This is a genomic window from Magnetospirillum sp. SS-4 (assembly GCF_902729425.1).
Lineage (GTDB): Bacteria > Pseudomonadota > Alphaproteobacteria > Rhodospirillales > Magnetospirillaceae > Phaeospirillum.
The window spans coordinates 18,039-35,947 of sequence record NZ_CACVCH010000092.1 but is presented as its reverse complement, the minus strand read 5'-3'; the positions used below and the strand labels follow the sequence as shown (position 1 = coordinate 35,947).

At 68.4% G+C, this 17,909-nt stretch carries 19 protein-coding genes and 1 other RNA gene; 8 read left to right on the top strand and 12 right to left on the bottom strand.

Features of this window, described 5'->3' with window-relative positions; genetic code table 11:
• Nucleotides 1-114: 114 nt before the first annotated feature.
• From MTBSS4_RS16305 to MTBSS4_RS22175, 5 genes are read left to right on the top strand one after another with little or no spacing between them, the layout of a single operon-like run.
• Nucleotides 115-1,281 (top strand): efflux RND transporter periplasmic adaptor subunit, encoded by a 1,167-nt coding sequence (locus MTBSS4_RS16305; RefSeq protein WP_173984460.1) that lies wholly within the window; start codon nucleotides 115-117, stop codon nucleotides 1,279-1,281.
• Nucleotides 1,278-2,411 (top strand): ABC transporter permease, encoded by a 1,134-nt coding sequence (locus tag MTBSS4_RS16300; RefSeq protein ID WP_173984459.1) that lies wholly within the window; start codon nucleotides 1,278-1,280, stop codon nucleotides 2,409-2,411. The genes MTBSS4_RS16305 and MTBSS4_RS16300 overlap by 4 nt, the downstream gene beginning before the upstream one ends.
• Before the next feature lie 2 nt (nucleotides 2,412-2,413).
• Nucleotides 2,414-3,103 (top strand): ABC transporter ATP-binding protein, encoded by a 690-nt coding sequence (locus MTBSS4_RS16295; protein ID WP_173984458.1) that lies wholly within the window; start codon nucleotides 2,414-2,416, stop codon nucleotides 3,101-3,103.
• 30 nt (nucleotides 3,104-3,133) lie between these two features.
• On the top strand, nucleotides 3,134-3,616 hold the full coding sequence (locus MTBSS4_RS22180) for a phosphatidylglycerophosphatase A (protein ID WP_254432608.1): 483 nt from the start codon (nucleotides 3,134-3,136) through the stop codon (nucleotides 3,614-3,616).
• Complete coding sequence (locus MTBSS4_RS22175; protein WP_254432607.1) at nucleotides 3,613-4,098, top strand: CinA family protein; 486 nt, start codon at nucleotides 3,613-3,615, stop codon at nucleotides 4,096-4,098. The genes MTBSS4_RS22180 and MTBSS4_RS22175 overlap by 4 nt, the downstream gene beginning before the upstream one ends.
• Here the strand turns inward: MTBSS4_RS22175 and MTBSS4_RS16285 are convergent.
• Entirely contained in the window at nucleotides 4,043-4,369 is a 327-nt protein-coding gene (locus MTBSS4_RS16285) for a hypothetical protein (protein ID WP_173984456.1), read from the bottom strand. The genes MTBSS4_RS22175 and MTBSS4_RS16285 overlap by 56 nt on opposite strands.
• A 55-nt stretch (nucleotides 4,370-4,424) precedes the next feature.
• Between MTBSS4_RS16285 and MTBSS4_RS16280 the strand changes: the two genes are divergently transcribed.
• Both MTBSS4_RS16280 and MTBSS4_RS16275 read left to right on the top strand, forming a co-directional pair.
• The gene (locus tag MTBSS4_RS16280; RefSeq protein ID WP_173984455.1) at nucleotides 4,425-6,092 is read left to right on the top strand and encodes a thiamine pyrophosphate-dependent enzyme; all 1,668 of its coding nucleotides are present in this window, start codon (nucleotides 4,425-4,427) and stop codon (nucleotides 6,090-6,092) included.
• Between the two features lie 5 nt (nucleotides 6,093-6,097).
• The gene (locus MTBSS4_RS16275; RefSeq protein ID WP_173984454.1) at nucleotides 6,098-7,585 is read left to right on the top strand and encodes an aldehyde dehydrogenase family protein; all 1,488 of its coding nucleotides are present in this window, start codon (nucleotides 6,098-6,100) and stop codon (nucleotides 7,583-7,585) included.
• A 2-nt stretch (nucleotides 7,586-7,587) separates the two neighbouring features.
• On the opposite strand, the gene MTBSS4_RS16270 is transcribed toward MTBSS4_RS16275, so the two are convergent.
• The 9 genes from MTBSS4_RS16270 to MTBSS4_RS16230 all read right to left on the bottom strand — a co-directional run bounded on the left by MTBSS4_RS16270 (nucleotide 7,588) and on the right by MTBSS4_RS16230 (nucleotide 14,305).
• A complete protein-coding gene (locus tag MTBSS4_RS16270; RefSeq protein WP_173984453.1) occupies nucleotides 7,588-8,196 on the bottom strand; it encodes a phospholipid-binding protein MlaC in 609 nt (202 codons plus the stop codon).
• Nucleotides 8,197-8,216: 20 nt separating this feature from the next.
• On the bottom strand, nucleotides 8,217-9,029 hold the full coding sequence (locus MTBSS4_RS16265) for a TIGR00282 family metallophosphoesterase (protein ID WP_173984452.1): 813 nt from the start codon (nucleotides 9,027-9,029) through the stop codon (nucleotides 8,217-8,219).
• Nucleotides 9,026-9,619 (bottom strand): 5-formyltetrahydrofolate cyclo-ligase, encoded by a 594-nt coding sequence (locus tag MTBSS4_RS16260; protein ID WP_173984451.1) that lies wholly within the window; start codon nucleotides 9,617-9,619, stop codon nucleotides 9,026-9,028. The genes MTBSS4_RS16265 and MTBSS4_RS16260 overlap by 4 nt, the downstream gene beginning before the upstream one ends.
• Nucleotides 9,620-9,631: 12 nt before the next feature.
• Nucleotides 9,632-9,786: non-coding RNA, 6S RNA (gene ssrS / locus MTBSS4_RS16255), on the bottom strand.
• Between the two features lie 16 nt (nucleotides 9,787-9,802).
• Nucleotides 9,803-10,129, bottom strand: coding sequence for a cell division protein ZapA (locus MTBSS4_RS16250; protein ID WP_173984450.1), 327 nt, complete (start codon nucleotides 10,127-10,129; stop codon nucleotides 9,803-9,805).
• Nucleotides 10,130-10,133: 4 nt separating this feature from the next.
• On the bottom strand, nucleotides 10,134-10,370 hold the full coding sequence (locus MTBSS4_RS16245) for a hypothetical protein (protein WP_254432606.1): 237 nt from the start codon (nucleotides 10,368-10,370) through the stop codon (nucleotides 10,134-10,136).
• 111 nt (nucleotides 10,371-10,481) lie between these two features.
• Nucleotides 10,482-11,345, bottom strand: a complete 864-nt coding sequence (locus tag MTBSS4_RS16240) for a universal stress protein (RefSeq protein WP_173984449.1) — start codon at nucleotides 11,343-11,345, stop codon at nucleotides 10,482-10,484.
• A 13-nt stretch (nucleotides 11,346-11,358) separates the two neighbouring features.
• Complete coding sequence (locus tag MTBSS4_RS16235; RefSeq protein ID WP_173984448.1) at nucleotides 11,359-12,843, bottom strand: SulP family inorganic anion transporter; 1,485 nt, start codon at nucleotides 12,841-12,843, stop codon at nucleotides 11,359-11,361.
• Between the two features lie 364 nt (nucleotides 12,844-13,207).
• A complete protein-coding gene (locus MTBSS4_RS16230; protein WP_173984447.1) occupies nucleotides 13,208-14,305 on the bottom strand; it encodes an anhydro-N-acetylmuramic acid kinase in 1,098 nt (365 codons plus the stop codon).
• A gap of 78 nt (nucleotides 14,306-14,383) precedes the next feature.
• On the opposite strand from MTBSS4_RS16230, the gene tyrS reads away from it, so the two are divergent.
• Nucleotides 14,384-15,634: a tyrosine--tRNA ligase gene (gene tyrS / locus MTBSS4_RS16225; protein WP_173984446.1), complete on the top strand. Its 1,251-nt coding sequence runs from the start codon at nucleotides 14,384-14,386 to the stop codon at nucleotides 15,632-15,634.
• Here the strand turns inward: tyrS and cyaY are convergent, their stop codons facing one another.
• A complete protein-coding gene (gene cyaY, locus MTBSS4_RS16220) occupies nucleotides 15,635-15,940 on the bottom strand; it encodes an iron donor protein CyaY (protein ID WP_173984445.1) in 306 nt (101 codons plus the stop codon).
• A 7-nt stretch (nucleotides 15,941-15,947) separates the two neighbouring features.
• Nucleotides 15,948-17,744, bottom strand: coding sequence for an aspartate--tRNA ligase (gene aspS, locus MTBSS4_RS16215; RefSeq protein WP_173984444.1), 1,797 nt, complete (start codon nucleotides 17,742-17,744; stop codon nucleotides 15,948-15,950).
• Nucleotides 17,745-17,909: the final 165 nt, after the last annotated feature.

Genomic DNA, 17,909 nt, shown 5'->3' with positions numbered 1-17,909 from the left:
GGGACATTATCCTCAACCGGCCTCCCCTGCAAGATGGGCGCACGAACGGAAAGGCTGGTCAATTAATTAGAAACAGCTAAAATACATCTTCCTCTCACCTGAAGGCTCCCGGCCATGACGTTTTCCCCGCCGTTCCGCTCTCCCAAGGCCATCATCATCGCCGTCGTGATGGCGGCGGCGGCGGTGCTGCTCGGCCTTCGCCTCGGCGGCGGCGGGCTGACGGTGGAGGTGGCGGCCATGGCCTCGGACGTGCCGGTGCGGGTCTACGGGCTGGGCACCATCGAGGCCAAGGTGTCGTCCAAGCTGGGCTTCGCGGTGGGAGGAACCCTGGTCGAGCTCCTGGCCGACGCCGGCGACGCCGTTCCGCGCGGGGCGGTGCTGGCGCGGCTCGACGACGCCGAGCAGAAGGCCCGCGCCGCCGCCGCCCGCGCCCTTTACGACAAGGCCATGGCCCAGTCGGTCGGCGCGAGAGCCGCCGTCGCCAAGGCCGCCGCCACCCGCGACCAGAAGGAAAAGGTCAGCCTGCGCCGCAAGTCTCTGGTGGCGTCCGGAACCGTCAGCGAGGAAACCTTCGGCGACGCCCGCGCCGCCGCCATCGGCGCCGGCGCCGACGCCCAGGCCGCCAATGCCGAGGTGGCGCTGGCCCTGGCGACCCTGGCCGATGCCCGCGCCCAGTTGGAACTGAACGAGGTGCTGCTGGCCCGCCACGCCCTGACGGCGCCCTATGACGGACGCATCGCGCTGCGCAGCCGCGAACTGGGCAGCGTGGTGGGACCGGGCGAGGCGGTGTTCACCTTGTTCGACCCCGCCTCGGTATGGGTGCTGGCCTATGTGGACGAGACCCTGGCCGGTGGCGTCAGGCTGGGCCAGACGGCCGAGGTCAGGCTGCGCTCGGCCCCGGCGGCGCGTTTCGCCGGCACCGTGGTCCGCATCGACGTCGAAAGCGACCGCGTCACCGAGGAACGCCGCGTCTACGTCGCTTGCCGCGACTGCCCGCAGCATCTGGGCGAACAGGCCGAGGTGGTGATCGACACCGCCCGCCTCGACAAGGCCCTGCTGGTGCCCATGGCCGCCATCGACGAATTCGACGGCCGCCAGGGCATGGTCTGGACGGTGGAGGACGGCCGGCTGGCGAGACGCCGGATATCGTTCGGCCATCGCACCCTGGACGGCCGCTTCGAGGTGGCCGGCGATCTGCCCGACGGCGCAAGGGTGGTGACCCGGGTGCTTGCCGGCTTCAAGGAGGGACGCGCGGCGCGGGTGACCGAGGCTGCGCCATGACTCTGGCTTTCCGCGACATCCGCCACAAGCTGGGGCGGTTCATGCTGACCTGCCTGGGGCTGTCCCTGCTGCTCGGCGTGGTGCTGTCGATGATCGGCATCTATCGCGGCATCGTCGACGACGCCCTGTCGCTGGCCAGGGCGCCGGGCGCCGATCTGTGGGTGGTGGAATCGGGAACCCGCGGGCCGTTCGCTGAGGCGTCGAAGATGCCGGGCGACACCCGCGAGATGGTGGCGCGGATTCCCGGAATCGCCGCCGCCGGGTCCATGACCTACCAGACGGTCGAGACATCCCATCGCGGCCAGGGCATGCGCTTGCAGGTGGTCGGCTTCGAGCCCGGCCGCATGGGCGGCCCCGCCGCCATCGTCGAGGGCCGCGCCATCGCCATCCGCCACGGCGAGGCGGTGATCGACCGCCGCGCCGGCCTCACCGTGGGCGAGCGGCTGCGGCTGGGGCGGGAAGAAGTGACGATCGTCGGCCTGACCGCCAACCACGTCTCCACCGGCGGCGACCCGGTGGTGTTTCTCGGCCTGCGCGACGCCCAGAAGATCCAGTTCCTGCCCAAGCCGTCGGCCTATCGTCGCGATCAGGCGCGCGGCGCGCCGCCGCCGGCCACCGACACCGTCAACACGGTGGTGGCGCGCCTGGAGCCCGACACCGCGCCCGAGGAGATCGCCCGCCAGATCGGCCGCTGGAAGCATCTGGGCGCCATCACCCAGCTTCGGCAGGAAACCATCCTTGTCCAATCCGTGGTGGAAAAGGCCAGGCGGCAGCTGGGCCTGTTCACCGCCATCCTGATGGTGGTGTCGGCGGTGGTGATCTCGCTGATCATCTATACCATGACCATGGACAAGACCCGCGAGATCGCCACCTTGAAGCTGATCGGGGCGCCTGATCGCACCATCGTCGGGCTGATCCTGCAACAGGCGCTGGCCATGGGCATGATCGGCTTCGTCATGGGATGGGGGCTGATCTCGCTGGTGGCCGACACGTTTCCCCGCCGGGTGCTGCTGATGACCGAGGACGCCGCCCTGCTGGGCGTGGTGGTGGCGCTGGTCTGCATCGTCGCCAGCGGTCTCGGCGTACGTCTGGCGCTGCGCATCGATCCCGCCACCGCGCTGGGGGGCTGAGCATGGCCGCCCTTCCACCTCTCGCGGAACTGACCGGCATCGCCAAGCATTTCGGCGAGGGCGGCTCGCGGGTCGACGCGCTGCGCGGCGTCGATCTCACCCTTCATCCCGGCGAGGTGGTGGGGCTGCTGGGGCCAAGTGGATCGGGCAAGAGCACGCTCCTCAACATCATCGGCTGCGTCGTCGAGCCCAGTTCCGGCCGGATGGTGCTGGACGGGGCCGTCGTCTACGACGGCAAGTGGAGCGGCGGCGACCTGCGGCGGCTGCGCCTCGACAAGATCGGCTTCATCTTCCAGTTCCACAACCTGCTGCCCTTCCTGAACAGCCGCGACAACGTGGCGGTGGTGCTGGAGCTGGCGGGAGCCGGCCGCGAGGCCGCCTGCCGGCGGGCCGACGAGTTGCTGGATTACCTGGAGGTCGGCAACCGCGCCCGCGCCCTGCCGGCCAAGCTGTCGGGCGGCGAGGCCCAGCGCGTCGCCATCGCCCGCGCCCTGGCCAACCGCCCCCGCCTGATCCTCGCCGACGAGCCCACCGCCGCCCTGGATTCCGAACGGGCGGCCATCGTCATGGATCTGATGCGCAAGGTGGCGGTGGAGCAATCCGCCACCGTCCTGGTGGTGACCCATGACGAGAAGATCTTCGACCGTTTCGACCGGATATTGCGGGTGCGCGACGGCAGGCTTGCAAGCTGATATCCTGGCCGCAACATGTCCGGAGGAGTCTTGCCCTACCGTCGCGACGGCATCGCCCCGTTTCACCCCGCCGTCATCGCCGCCACCTGGTTCGGCGCCGGCCTGCTGCCGCGCGCGCCGGGAACCTGGGGATCGCTGGCCGCCCTGCCCTTCGCCTGGGGACTGGCGGCGCTGGGCGGCCCCGCCCTGCTGCTGGCCGCCGCAACGGCCTGCTTCCTGGTGGGATGGTGGGCCTCGGCGGTCTATGTCGCCCGGACCGCGGCCGAAGACCCCGGCGAGATCGTGATCGACGAGGTCGCCGGCCAATGGCTGGTGCTCTGCGCCGCCCCCCTCGATCCGCTCGCCTATCTGGCCGGCTTTGCCCTGTTCCGCCTGTTCGACGTGTGGAAGCCGTGGCCGGTGCGCTGGGCCGACGACCGCATCGGCGGCGGACTGGGGGTGATGCTGGACGACATCCTGGCCGGCCTCTACGGGCTGGCGGGCATGGCGGTATTCCTGGCGGTGCGGCCGTGACCCCCGCCTTGCGGATCGTGGCGGCCGAGGTGCTGGCGGCGTTCGAGGCGCGCGGCCTGATGCTGGCCACCGCAGAATCCTGCACCGGCGGCATGGTGGCGGCGGCACTGACCGCCATCGCCGGTTCGTCCAAGGTGGTGGAGCGCGGCTTCGTCACCTATTCCAATCAGGCCAAGACCGAGATGCTGGGCGTGCCCGCCATCCTGATCGAAAGCCATGGCGCGGTCAGCGAGGCGGTCGCCCGCGCCATGGCGGACGGCGCCCTGGCCCGCTCCCGCGCCGATGTCGCCATCGCCATCACCGGCATCGCCGGCCCCGGCGGCGGCACGGCCCAAAAACCGGTGGGCCTCGTCCACCTCGCCCGCGCCGAACGCGGCGGCACGACCGCTCACCGCAGCGAAATCTTTGCCGGCGACCGCGACGCGGTCAGGCTGGCGGCGGCGATGACGGCGCTGACGATGCTGCTTCCACCGCCGATCTGAGGATGGCCAGCGGCACGGTGGGGGCGTCGGAGACGATGTGGCAGCCATCACGCGACAGCGAGGCATAGGGAAAGGTTCCGGTCACTCCATAGCCCAGATGCAGCCGCCAGCCGGGCAGCGCGGCCGCCACCAGGGCGCGGCAGGCCTCCACCGACGAGGTGTAGCCGGCTTCCGGCTGGGCGAAGGCCTTGGCCACCGCCGCGTCCAGGCCGGCATCGGACCCGCTGGCCTGGGTCAGGCGCCGGCCAAGATCGTTCCACTGCCCATCCATCCCTGATCATCCCTGTGCTACACTTGCCCTTCCACCATAGCAGAAGGACAGAGAGATGACCCGTTCCCGCACCGGCGGCGAGATATTGGCCGACGCGCTGATCCTCCAGGGCGCCGACACCGTCACCTGCGTTCCGGGCGAGAGCTTCCTGCCCTTCCTCGACGCCGCCTGGGATCGCCGCGACCGCCTCAAGGTGCTGGCCTTCCGCCACGAGGGCGGCGCCGCCTACGCCGCCGAGGCCCACGGCAAGCTGACCGGGCGGCCCGGAATCTGCTTCGTCGGGCGCGGGCCGGGCGCCAGCCACGCCGCAATCGGCGTGCATACCGCCTTTCAGGATTCCACTCCCATGGTGCTGCTGATCGGCCAGGTGGATCGTCCCAACCGGGGCCGCGAGGCCTTTCAGGAGGTCGATCTCGCCGCCATGTTCCGGCCGCTGGCCAAGCGGGTCGAGGAGGTCGATTCCGCCGCCCGCCTGCCCGAGGCGGTGGCCCGCGCCTTCGCCGCGGCCCTGGGCGGACGGCCGGGTCCGGTGGCGCTGATTCTGCCCGAGGACGTGCTGGCCGAAACGGCCGAGACCGACGACGTCGAGCCCCTTCCCGTCGCCCTGCCCCATCCCGGCCCCTGCCGCATGGACAGGCTGGCGGACCTGCTGGGCAAGGCCCGGCGGCCGCTGGCCGTCGTCGGCGGCGGCGGCTGGACCGCCGAGGCCGGCGCCCTGTTCACCCGTTTCGCCGAGGCGTGGTCGTTGCCGGTGGCCGCCGCCTTCCGCTGCCAGGACATCGTCGACAACGATTCCCCGGTCTATGTGGGCGAACTGGGCTTCTCGGTGGCGCCCGCGCTGGCCCGGCGGGTCAGGGAAGCCGATCTGCTGCTGGCGGTGGGAACCCGCCTGGGCGAGATCGACACCAACGGCTATACCCTGGTGCGTTCACCCAATCCGGTCCAGACCCTGATCCACGTCTTTCCCGAGGCCGAGGAACTGGGGCGGGTCTATCGCCCCGCCCTGGCGGTGGTCAGCGCCATGCCGCCCTTCGCCCGCCGCGCCGCCGACCTGACGCCGCCGGCCGAATGCGGCTGGCACGACTGGGCAAGGGGCTTGCGCGACGAGCATCTGGCCAACCGCATTCCCGATTACTGCCCCGGCGCGCTGGACATGGGGCAGGTGATGGAGGAACTGGAAGCCCGGCTGCCCGCCGACGCCATCATCTGCACCGGAGCCGGCAACTACACCGGCTGGCCGCAGCGCTTTCACCGCTTCCACCATTACCGCAGCCAATTGGCGCCCACCAACGGCTCCATGGGCTACGGCCTGCCGGCGGCGCTGGCCGCCAAGGCGAAATTCCCCGACCGCACCGTGGTGGCATTCGCCGGCGACGGCTGTTTCCTGATGACGGCGCAGGAACTGGCCACCGCCAGGCTGCACGGCCTCGCCCCGCTGGTGATCGTCATCGACAACGGCATGTACGGCACCATCCGCATGCATCAGGAGGCCAGCCATCCCGGCCGCGCCCTGGCCACCGATCTGGCCAATCCCGATTTCGCCGCCCTGGCCCGCTCCTACGGCGCCTGGGCCGCCACCGTCGAGCACACCCACGACTTCGTCCCCGCCCTGGAGCAGGCGCTGGCGGCGGAAACCCTGGCGCTGCTGCACCTCAGGCTCGACCCCGAGGCCATCACCACCCGCACCACCCTCACCGCCATCCGGGAGAAAAACAGGAGCTGACCGCCATGGACGTCTCCGACCTGCTGACCCGACTGGGCATTCCACACTCCTCCGGCGAGCTTGAGGTGCGCTCGCCGATCGACGGCGGCATCATCGGCCGGGCAGAATCCGGCGGCGACGTCGAGGCGGCGGTGAGGCGGGCCGCCGCGGCCTTCGACGTCTGGCGGCGGGTGCCGCCGCCGCGTCGGGGCGAACTGGCGCGGCTGTTCGGCGAGGAATTGCGCGCCGCCAAGACGGATCTCGGCCTGCTGGTGACAATCGAGACCGGCAAGATCGTCCAGGAAGGCCTGGGCGAAGTGCAGGAGATGATCGACATCTGCGACTTCGCCGTCGGACTTTCGCGGCAATTGCACGGCCTGACCATCGCCACCGAGCGCCCCCATCACCGCATGATGGAGACCTGGCACCCGCTGGGGCCGGTGGCGGTGATCTCGGCCTTCAACTTCCCGGTGGCGGTGTGGGCGTGGAACGCGGCGCTGGCCCTGGTCTGCGGCGATCCGGTGATCTGGAAGCCCTCGGACCGGACGCCGCTGTGCGCGCTGGCCGCCAACGCCCTGCTCGACCGCGCCGCCCGGCGGCTGGGCGATGTGCCCGAGGGGCTGAGCCAGGTGCTGGCCGGCGGGCGCGAACCGGCCGAGGCCCTGGCGGATCATCCCGGCGTTCCTTTGGTCTCGGCCACCGGCTCGACCGCCATGGGCAAGGCGCTGGCGCCCCGCGTCGCGACGCGGCTGGGCCGCTCCTTGCTGGAACTGGGCGGCAACAACGCCGCCATCGTCTGCCCCTCGGCCGATCTCGATCTGGTGGAGCGCGCCGTGCTGTTCGCCGCCGCCGGCACCGCCGGCCAGCGCTGCACCAGCCTGCGCCGCCTGCTGGTCCACCACGGCATCCGCGACGAACTGACCCGGCGGCTGCGGGCGTCGTTCGACCTGATCCGCATCGGCGACCCGCGGGCGGCGGGAACCCTGGTGGGACCGCTGATCGGCGAGGACGCTTTCGACCGCATGCAGGCGACCCTGGCCGAGGCCAGGACCCAGGGCGGCGTGGTTCACGGCGGCGAGCGGGTAAGGGTGAACGATTGGGACGGCGCCTTCTACGTCCGTCCCGCCTTGGTGGAGATGCCGGCCCAGACCGGGGTGGTCCGGCGCGAGACCTTCGCCCCCGTCCTGTACGTCGTGGGCTTCGGCACCCTGGAGGAAGCCATCCAGCTCAACAACGGCGTGGCGCAGGGATTGGCCTCGTCCATCTTCACCACCGACCTCGGCGAGGCCGAGACCTTCCTGGCGGCCACGGGCAGCGATTGCGGCATCGCCAACGTCAATATCGGCCCGTCGGGCGCCGAGATCGGCGGAGCCTTCGGCGGCGACAAGGACAGCGGCGGCGGCCGCGAGGCCGGTTCCGATTGCTGGAAGACCTATATGCGCCGCGCCACCAACACCATCAATTACGGCCGCGATCTGCCGCTGGCCCAGGGCATCCGGTTCGGCGTGGAGTGAACCTATCCGGTGATCTTCTTGCGCATGGCGGCGAACAGCGCTTCGATATCGCCGCCGGCGGAACGGATGACCGCGGTGAAATCGGCCTTCAGGGTGGTGACCAGACCGATATCCTGCGCCACCAGATCGGTGATCACCGTCCGACCGGTTTCCAGGCCGGTGACGGTCCAGTCGACCGTGACCGGAGTCTCGCCCGGCGTCTTGAGAAGGGTATGGACGACGACGGCGCCGCCGCCGCCCGGCTGCGAGCCGATCACCTCGACCTCGGGCGTGACCTTGGCGCTGTCGACCATGGAGCCATAGGTGGAGACGAAGAACGGGATCAGCAGTTCGGTGAAGGTGCTGCGCTGTTCCGGGCTGGCCTTGCGCCAATGGCGCCCCAGCAGCAATTCAGACTCGAAGGGAAGATCGACGTATTTCTCGACCAGACGCGACACCCGGGCGCGTTTCTCGTCCCGGCTGAACGGCCCCCCCTCGAAAGCGGCGCTGGCGTCGGCCACGGCGCTGCGCACCACCGCCTCGGCGGCGGCGGCCTCAAGCGCGCGGGCGGGAGAGGCCAGCAGCAGCCCCAGGACGACAAAGACGGCGACGCGCAACGAACGATACCCCATGGTCCCCTCTCTCCACCAGCTCACGGCCAGGCCTCGGCGAGGCGGCCACCCAGGCGCAGCGGCGCCACCCTCGTCGCCCGTCCCGACCGGTCGTCGGTCTCGACGAACACGCCGCACAAGGTTCCGGCCGCTTCGGCCGGCGACAGCCGCTCACCGGGGATTTTTCGCACGAACTTGAATATCGCCGCATCCTTTTTCATGCCGATCACGGAATCGTAATCGCCGCACATGCCGGCATCGGTCTGATAGGCGGTTCCGCCCGGCAGAATCTGGGCGTCGGCGGTGGGAACGTGGGAGTGGCTGCCGACAACCAGGCTGACCCGGCCGGCCGCCACCTGGGCCAGGGCCATCTTCTCGCTGGAAGCCTCGGCATGAACGTCGAGGATGATGGCGTCGGCGCCGCCCGGCCCCAGCGGCAACCTGGCCAATTCACGCTCCAGGGCGGCGAAGGGACAGTCGAGCGGGTCCATGAACAGCCGCCCCATCACCTGGATCACCGCCACCTTGCGGCCGCGCGGCGCGGCGAAGACCCCGATTCCCCGTCCCGGCGTGCCGGCGGGATAGTTGAGCGGCCGCAGCAGGCGCGGCTGACCGTCCATGTAGGGCATGATCTCGCGCTGATCCCAGCTGTGGTTGCCCAGGGTCACCACGTCGATGCCGGCGGCCAGGAATTCGTCGCAGATCCTGGGAGTGATGCCGAAACCGTGGGCGGCGTTCTCGCCGTTCATGACGATGAAATCCGGCGACAGGCGATCCCTGATCTCCGCCAGCCGCCCGATCACCACGTCGCGGCCGGACCGGCCCACCACATCGCCCATGTAAAGAAGTTTCATGCCTGCTCCAAAGCGATCCTGCCACCCTCGGTGACGATCATGTCCAAGGGCTGATCCCAACCGTCCAGCGGCAGCGAAGCCACCCGCTGGACGGCGAAGGCCAGCCCGATGGCCACCACTCCGCCCGCCGCCCTGAGAGCGGCCAGGGTGCGGTCATAATAGCCGCCGCCATAGCCCAGGCGAAAGCCCCGGCCATCGAAGGCCAGCAGCGGCACCAGCACCACGTCCGGCACCACCCGTCCGGCGGAGGCGGGCGGATGGCGAGTGCGGTGCGGCCCATCCTCCAGCGGCCGGTCCAGGCCCCAGGGACGGAATTCCAGGGCACTACGCGGAGCCGCCACCGCCGGCAGGGCGAGGCGGCAGCCCGACCGGGCCAACCGCGCCATCAGCGGCAACGGATCGATCTCGTCGCCCAGCGGCCAGTACCCGGCGACCACGCTGCCGGCGGCGATGCCCAGCGACGGCGCCAGGTCCGCCAGCGCCTGTCCGGCGGCGGCGCCGAGACGCGACGCCGCCTCGCCGCGCAGGCGGGACGCCTGGGCGCGAAGGGTGGATTTGGGATCGGGCGATGGCGGGATCGTGTCTGTCATGGACGGGTCGGAGCGGCGCCACCTCGGCCGTTGGCCTGCAAGTCCTCCGTGGCCTGCTTGTGCAGGTGGGCGCCGTGTAACGAGACCAGGGCCTCGACAGGGACAGCTCCCAAGAGGAAGATATAGCCCCAGGGACGTTGGCTGCCTGACGCACCGCGCAGCAGACCGCTCCGAATCCTGAGTTTAGGACCTTTCAAGGCGGGTCGCAATGCCTTCGATGCGCTGGGCCAAGGAATCGATCACGCCGGCCAGGCGGGTGTCGCCCTCGGCGGCGGCGGCGACCTCCTTGCCCAGGCGGCTCAACTGCTCGCGGGCGTCGCCCAGTTCGTCGGCCAGCAGCAGCGCCACCATCACCAGAAGACGGGAATCGCTGACCGTGCCGACGGTGGACAGCAGGTGCTGGGCATGGGCGTCCACCTGACGCCCCAGTTCCTGAACCCGGCCGGCCTGGGAATCGTCGCAGGCGATGTCGTAGACCCGGCCGTTGATGGTGACGTTGACGACGGCCACGGGCTTACTCCTCCAGCAGGTCGCGCAGACGGTCGATGACGCCGTCCAGCCGCGCCGAGACGACGCGGGTCGTCTCCTCCAGCCGGATATAATCCTCGCGGGCGCCGCGCAGTTCGCCGGCCAGCAGCAGATCGCCGGCCCCGACCCGCGCCGAGGCGCTCTCAAGACGATCGATGGCCGCCCCAAGCCGCCGCATGGCCTCCTCGGTTTGGTGCAAACTGACGCCGTGACGCTGATCCACGTCCTGATTCCCCGCCTCTTTTCGGTCGCACCCGCAGGGTATGGCCGAAGCAAGGCCGAGTCAACGCGGCTGGTTGATTACTCGGCGGGACACGACCTCGGGCAAAGCTCCCTATCTTAGCAAGAGAGTTGGAACGGTGGCGGAGCGTAGCAAATCAGACGTCTTGCTGCCGAACAGGAGGGTCCGCAACGGAGAATGGGAATAGGCCCCCATGATCAGCAGGTCGATCTCTTGGTCGCGCACCGCCTTGGCGATCACCGTTTCCGCGTCTCCGGGAACCAGGGCGGACGTCGTCTCGAATCCGGCCACCTCCAGCACCGACTTGGCCCAGTCGAGATGGCGGCGGCCTTCCCGGCTTTTCTTACCCGACATCAGCAGATGGATGGGCAGCCCGCGAAGCAGCGGTGAAGCCGCGACCATCTCGACGCCTCGTCGGGCGGTGGCTCCGCCGTCAAAGGCGAACAGCACCCGTTGCGGCTCGGCGAATTCGGCGGTGACCGCCAGGATCGGCTTGTGCAGGGCGCGAACCGTGCGTTCGACGTTGCGGCCGATGTCGCGGCTGGTGGCCCCCGCCGCCTCGCCGCGGCGCCCCAGCACCAGAAGCCGGACACCCTTTTCCTGTTCGGCCAGGGTTTCCTCCAGGTCGCCGTGACGCTGGCGGGTGTCCACCTGACCGGCTCCGGCGGCGATGGCCCGTTCGCGCAGGGCATTCAGGAAGATGCGTCCCTGCTCGCGGGCAGCCCTGGCTCGCGCGGCGTCTTCGGACGACAGTTGTTCCAGCAGGTTTTCCTGGGCGTCGATGCCGATGGCGCCGCTGTTGTCCTTGGTGTCGGCGGTTTCGGGATGGCGATCGAGGACATGCAGAAATTCCAGCGGCGCGTCCATTCGCCGTGCCGCCCAGGCGGAATAATCGGCGACGAATTCGGCGTAACGCGACTGGTCGACGCAGGCCAGCACCTTGTTCTCATTCTTCATGGCGCGATCCTCCTTAATGGCCCAGCAGCAGGTCTTCGGCACCGTCCTTGTCGTGGACGGCGAACTTGTCTATCATGGTGGCGCTGGCCTCGTTCAGGCCGACGATCTCCACCTCGGCAGCTTCGCGGCGAAAGCGCACCACCACCTTGTCCAGGGCGGAAACGGCGGTGATGTCCCAGAAATGTGCTCGGCTGACATCGATGCGCACCTTGTCGATCACTTCGCTGTAGTCGAAGGCGGCGATGAAACGCTCGGCCGAGGCGAAGAACACCTGCCCGGTCACGGTGTAGACGCGCATGCGTCCCTCGTCCTCGGTACGAGAGCGCACGTGCAGGATCTGGCCGACCTTGTGGGCGAAGAAGAAACCCGACAGCAGCACGCCCACCAGCACGCCTTGGGCCAGGTCGTGGGTGGCGACCACCACAGCAACCGTGGACAGCATGACCACGCTGGAGCTTTTGGGATGGTCGCGCAGGTTACGGATGGATGCCCAGTTGAAAGTACCGATGGACACCATGATCATCACGGCGACCAGCGCAGCCATGGGGATGCGCCCGACCCAGTCGCCCAGGAACACCACCATGATCAGCAACAGAACACCCGCCGTCAGGGTGGACAGGCGCCCGCGCCCGCCCGATTTCACGTTGATCACCGATTGCCCGATCATGGCGCAGCCGGCCATGCCGCCGATAAAGCCGGTGGCGATGTTGGCGATGCCCTGGCCCACGCATTCGCGGTTCTTGTCGCTGGCGGTGCCGGTCAGGTCGTCGATGATGGATGCGGTCATCATGGATTCCAGCAATCCCACCGTCGCCAGCGTGGCGGAATAAGGAAGAATGATGGTCAGGGTCTGCCAAGTCACCGGCACGTCAGGCAGCAGGAATACCGGCAGGCTGTCGGGCAGTTGGCCCATGTCGCCGACGGTGCGCACGTCGATTTCCAGAACGATGCTGACCGCCGTCAACACGACGATGGTCACCAGCGGTGACGGAATGGCGGTGGTCAGGCGCGGAAACAGGTAGATGATGGCCAGGCCGGCGGCAACCATGGCGTAGACATGCCAAGTGACGTCGGTCAGTTCCGGCAATTGCGCCATGAAGATCAGGATGGCCAGGGCGTTGACGAAACCGGTGATGACCGACCGCGAAACAAAGCGCATCAGCGTCCCCAGCCGCGCCCAGCCGGCAAGAATTTGCAACACGCCGGTCAACACGGTGGCCGCCAGCAAATATTGCAGGCCGTGGTCCTTGACCAGGGTAACCATCACCAAGGCCATAGCGCCGGTGGCGGCCGAGATCATGCCGGGCCGGCCGCCGGCGAAAGCGATGATGACGGCGATGGAGAACGATGCGTACAGCCCGACCTTGGGATCGACGCCAGCGATGATGGAAAAGGCGATGGCTTCGGGAATCAGGGCCAAGGCGACGACCGTGCCGGCAAGCATGTCGCGCGGCACGTTGGCGAACCATTCGGTCCGCAAGCGGGAAAGGGGAGACATGAAAATTCCTTAGTTCCGGACGCAAGCGCACCGGATCACACAGAGGGGAAAAGTTCGAAAAAAGCTAGGTCAAGCCCGGTGCCGTCTTACGGCGGCGTCACTGTCACTTGATAGTCTTGACGATGAAGTGACATTGGGGGCAACCGAATCCAAGAGAGAGCCTAACTCGGACACCTGACTAGAATCACTTCAGTGCGCGCGTCAAGCTAAATGCTGCAATTGCGAAAAGACGCCAGGAGATTTATGCGGCGGATGAATTCGAATGACATAAGATACCGCCCCGACCAACCGCCCAATCCCACCCATCCCCGCACCTCCGCTCCATCAAGGGCGGACTCCTTGAAGCGCACGGGGATTCCCGAGGTCAGGGAAACTGATCCGTGGCGAGGGGCGTCGCCGTCCGGTGAATGCGCCCGCCGGTCAGCGGCCGGTCGATGCCGGTGGTTTCGGGGAATGTGATGGGCAGGCCGCGCCAGACGCGGACCGCCAGATAGGCGAAGGCCTGCGCCTCCATGGCGTCACCGTCCCAGCCCACCGCCTCGACCGCCTCCACCGGAACCTCCAGGCGGGCCCGCAGCGCCGCCATCAATTGGGGATTGCGGCGACCGCCGCCGCAAACCAGCCAACGCCGGGATGGCCGGGGAAAATGCCGGGCGGCGGCAGCGGCGGCGGCGGCGGTGAGCGCGGTCAGGGTGGCGGCGCCGTCGGCCGGGCTCAGGCCCGCCACCAGCGCCATGGCGGTTTGGCGGAAATCGTCGCGGTCCAGCGATTTCGGCGGCCGGCAGGCGAAATAGGGATGATCGAGAAAGGCCCGCTCGGCGGCGGCGGCGGCACGACCGGCCGCCGCCAGGGCGCCGTCCTCGTCCACCGGCCGGCCGGTATGGATCAGCGCCCAGTCGTCGATCAGGGCGTTGCCGGGGCCGGTGTCGAAGGCCAGCAGCCCGCCGTCGGCGCCGATCCAGGTGACGTTGCCGACACCGCCCAGGTTCAGCACCGCCAGCGGCCCCGGCAGGCCGCCGGCCAGCGCCCGGTGGAACGCCGGCACCAGCGGCGCCCCCTGCCCGCCCGCCGCCACGTCGGCGGCGCGGAAGTCGTTGACCACGTCGATGCCGGTCTCGGCCGCCAGCAGGGCGCCGTCGCCGATCTGCCAGGTGCGGCGCTGGTCCGGACGATGCAGGATGGTGTGGCCGTGAAAGCCGATCAGCCCGACCGCCAACGGCTCCACCCCGGCCTCGGACAGCAGGTTCCGCGCCACCCCGGCATGAAACAACGTGATCTCGCGCTCGACCGCCGCGACGTCGCCAACGCCTCCCAGCACGGCGCGCAGGCGATCTCGCAGCGCCCCCGGATAGGGCGTGGTCCGGCGTGCGCCCATGGCGCCGATCTTGTCGCCGTCGGTTTCCACCAGGGCGGCGTCGATGCCGTCCAGGCTTGTCCCGCTCATCAGCCCCAATGCCAGCATGGCGTCGCCTTGGATTGTCGCGGACCCGGGATTGTGATAAACGAGCGGCCTCGCAGCAGCAAGCCATACGGGCCGTCCATGACCACTCTCAAGTCCGATTTCCTGCGCATCGTCACCGAACGCGGCTACATGCACCAGTGCACCGACCTGGAAGGTCTGGACAAGCGCCTGAGCGAGGGGTGCCAGGCCGCCTATATCGGCTTCGACTGCACCGCGACGTCGCTGCATGTGGGCGGGCTGATGCAGATCATGCTGCTGCGCTGGTGGCAGAAGACCGGCCACAAGCCGATCGTCCTGATGGGCGGCGGCACCACCCGCATCGGCGATCCCACCGGCAAGGACGAATCGCGCAAGATGCTGTCCGACGCCGACATCCGCCGCAACATGGACGGCATCAAGAGCGTGTTCGGCAAGTATCTCAGCTTCGGCGACGCTCGGACCGACGCCCTGATGGTCAACAACGCCGACTGGCTGGACAAGCTCAACTATATCGATTTCCTGCGCGATTACGGCCACCACTTCACCATCAACCGCATGCTGACCTTCGATTCGGTCAAGCTGCGGCTGGAACGCGAACAGCCGCTGACCTTCCTGGAATTCAACTACATGCTGTTGCAGGGCTACGACTTCGTCGAGCTGTACCGCCGCAACGCCTGCATCCTGCAAATGGGCGGCTCGGACCAGTGGGGCAACATCATCAACGGCGTCGAGCTGGGCCGCCGCGCCGATCAGGCCGAGCTGTTCGGCCTGACCAGCCCGTTGCTGACCACGTCCTCGGGCGCCAAGATGGGCAAGACCGTCAACGGCGCGGTGTGGCTGAACGCCGACATGCTGAGCCCGTGGGAATTCTGGCAGTACTGGCGCAATACCGAGGACGCCGATGTCGGCCGCTTCCTGAAGCTTTACACCGAACTGCCGCTGGACGAGATCGCCCGGCTGGAAGCCCTGGCCGGCGCCGAGATCAACGAAGCCAAGAAGATCCTGGCCAACGAGATCACCCGCCTGTGCCACGGCGACGCGGCCGCGGCCGAGGCGGCCGAAACCGCCCGCAAGACCTTCGAGGAAGGCGCCGCCGCCGACAACCTGCCCACCATCGAGATTCCGGCGGCCGAACTGGCGGCCGGCATTCCGGCCTTCGCCCTGTTCGTCCGGGCCGGCCTCGCCGCCTCGAACGGCGATTCCAAGCGGCTGATCAAGGGCGGCGGCGGCAAGATCAACGACGCCACCCTGGACAGCGAGACCCAGCCGGTGACCAGCGCCGACCTGCGGGATGGTATCATCAAGCTGACCGCCGGCAAGAAGCGGCACATCCTGGTGAAGCCGGCCTGATCAGACCTCGACCCCCAGTTCGGCGCGCAGCAATTCCGGCAGGACGACGCCGGAATCGCGGGTCGACACCCAGACGCCGTCCCGACAGGCGAAATGGTGCGCGCCGCTTTTGGGCGACGACAGCCATATCTCGCGGTTGGGGGCGTGCTTGTTGATGACGTACTGCCCCCGTCCCGGCAAGGTGATGGTGAGGATGCCGGCCTGAAGGTCGGCGTCGGCATCCGCCATCGCATCCTCGACCGCATCGGCGATGCGTTCGAGGAACTGATCGGCCAGGGTCGCGAAACTGCTGTCGTCGATGGCCATGGCGGTTCTATCCCTCCTTGACCTCTTTCTTCGGCTTGGGAAGATCGAGCTTGATGTGCAGTTCGCGCAGCCGCTCGGGCGTCACCTCGGCCGGGGCCTGCATCAGCAGGTCCTGGGCCTGCTGGTTCATCGGGAACAGGATGACTTCTCGGATATTGGGCTCGTCGGCCAGCAGCATGACGATGCGGTCGATGCCCGGCGCCGAGCCGCCGTGGGGCGGCGCGCCGAACTTGAAGGCGTTCAGCATGCCGCCGAAATGCTCCTCCACATGGGCGGCGGAATAGCCGGCGATCTCGAACGCCTTGTACATGATGTCGGGGCGATGGTTGCGGATGGCCCCCGACGACAGCTCGACGCCGTTGCAGACGATGTCGTACTGATAGGCGTTGATGGTCAGCGGGTCCTGGTTCATCAGCGCCTCCATGCCGCCCTGGGGCATGGAGAACGGGTTGTGCGAAAACTCGATCAGGCCGGTTTCCTCGTTCTTCTCGTACATGGGGAAATCGACGGTCCAGCAGAATTTGAACACGTCCTTTTCCAGCAGGTCCAGCTCGTTGGCGACCTTGGTGCGGACCAGGCCGGCGAACTTGGCGGCCGCATCGGCCTTGTCGCAGGCGAAGAACACCGCGTCGCCGTCCGAAAGGTTGGCGGCGGCCTTGATGGCGGCGACCCGCTCGGGCTCCAGGTTCTTGGCGATGGGACCCTTGGGGCCGTCGGCGGCGAACTGGATGTAGCCCAGGCCGCCGGCGCCGTTCTCGCGCGCCCATTCGTTCAGCTTGTCGAACCACGAGCGCGGCTGGCCGGCGGCGCCGGGCGCCGGAATGGCGCGGACCACGCCGCCCTTGTCCACCAGCTTGGCGAACAGACCGAAGCCCGAGCCACGGAACGGCTCGGTGACGTCGGCGATGATGATCGGATTGCGCAGATCGGGCTTGTCCGAGCCGTATTTCAGCATGGATTCGGCATAGGGAATGCGCGGGAACGGCGCTGGCGTGACCGTGCGGCCCTGGCCGAATTCCCTGAACACGCCTTCCAGCACCGGCTCGATGGCGGCGAAGACGTCGTCCTGGGTGCAGTAGCTCATCTCGAAATCAAGCTGGTAGAACTCGCCCGGCGAACGGTCGGCGCGGCCAGCCTCGTCGCGGAAGCACGGTGCCACCTGGAAGTACTTGTCGAAGCCGGCGACCATCAGCAATTGCTTGAACTGCTGCGGCGCCTGGGGCAGGGCGTAGAACTTGCCGGGATGGATACGCGACGGCACCAGATAATCGCGCGCGCCCTCGGGGCTGCTGGCGGTGAGGATCGGAGTCTGGAACTCGGTGAAGCCCTGGTCCTGCATGGCGCGGCGCAGGTACGAGATCACCTGGGAACGCAGCATCATGTTGGCGTGCACGCCCTCGCGCCGCAGGTCGAGGAAGCGGTACTTGAGGCGCATGTCCTCGGGGTATTCCTGGTCGCCGTAAACCTGGATCGGCAGCGGGTCGGCGATGGACTGGATCTCCACCTCGGCCACGTACAGCTCGATCTCGCCGGTGGGCAGGCGGGGATTGATGGTCTCGGCCGAGCGCTTGACCACCTTGCCGGTGACGGTGATCACGCTTTCCGGCCGGGCCTTCTCCAGCGTGGCGAACACCGGGCTGGAAATATCCAGCACGCACTGGGTGACGCCGTAATGGTCGCGCAGGTCGACGAACAGCAGATTGCCGTGGTCGCGCTTCCTGTGGACCCACCCCGACAGGCGGGCCTGGATACCGGCATCGGCGGCCTTCAACTGGCCGCAAGTGTGCGTTCTGTAGGCGTGCATGGGAAACCTTCATCAAACCGGGCCTGGAAACCCGGAAGAAGGCATCGCGGGCCGGATTTTGTCAAGCCGCTCTAACCGAATGTTTACGAGTCCGGGGCACACTGGGGACAAGTCAGCCGGCGTGCGCGCCGCCGGCAGGCCCGGCGACCAGAAGGTCGTCCGCTC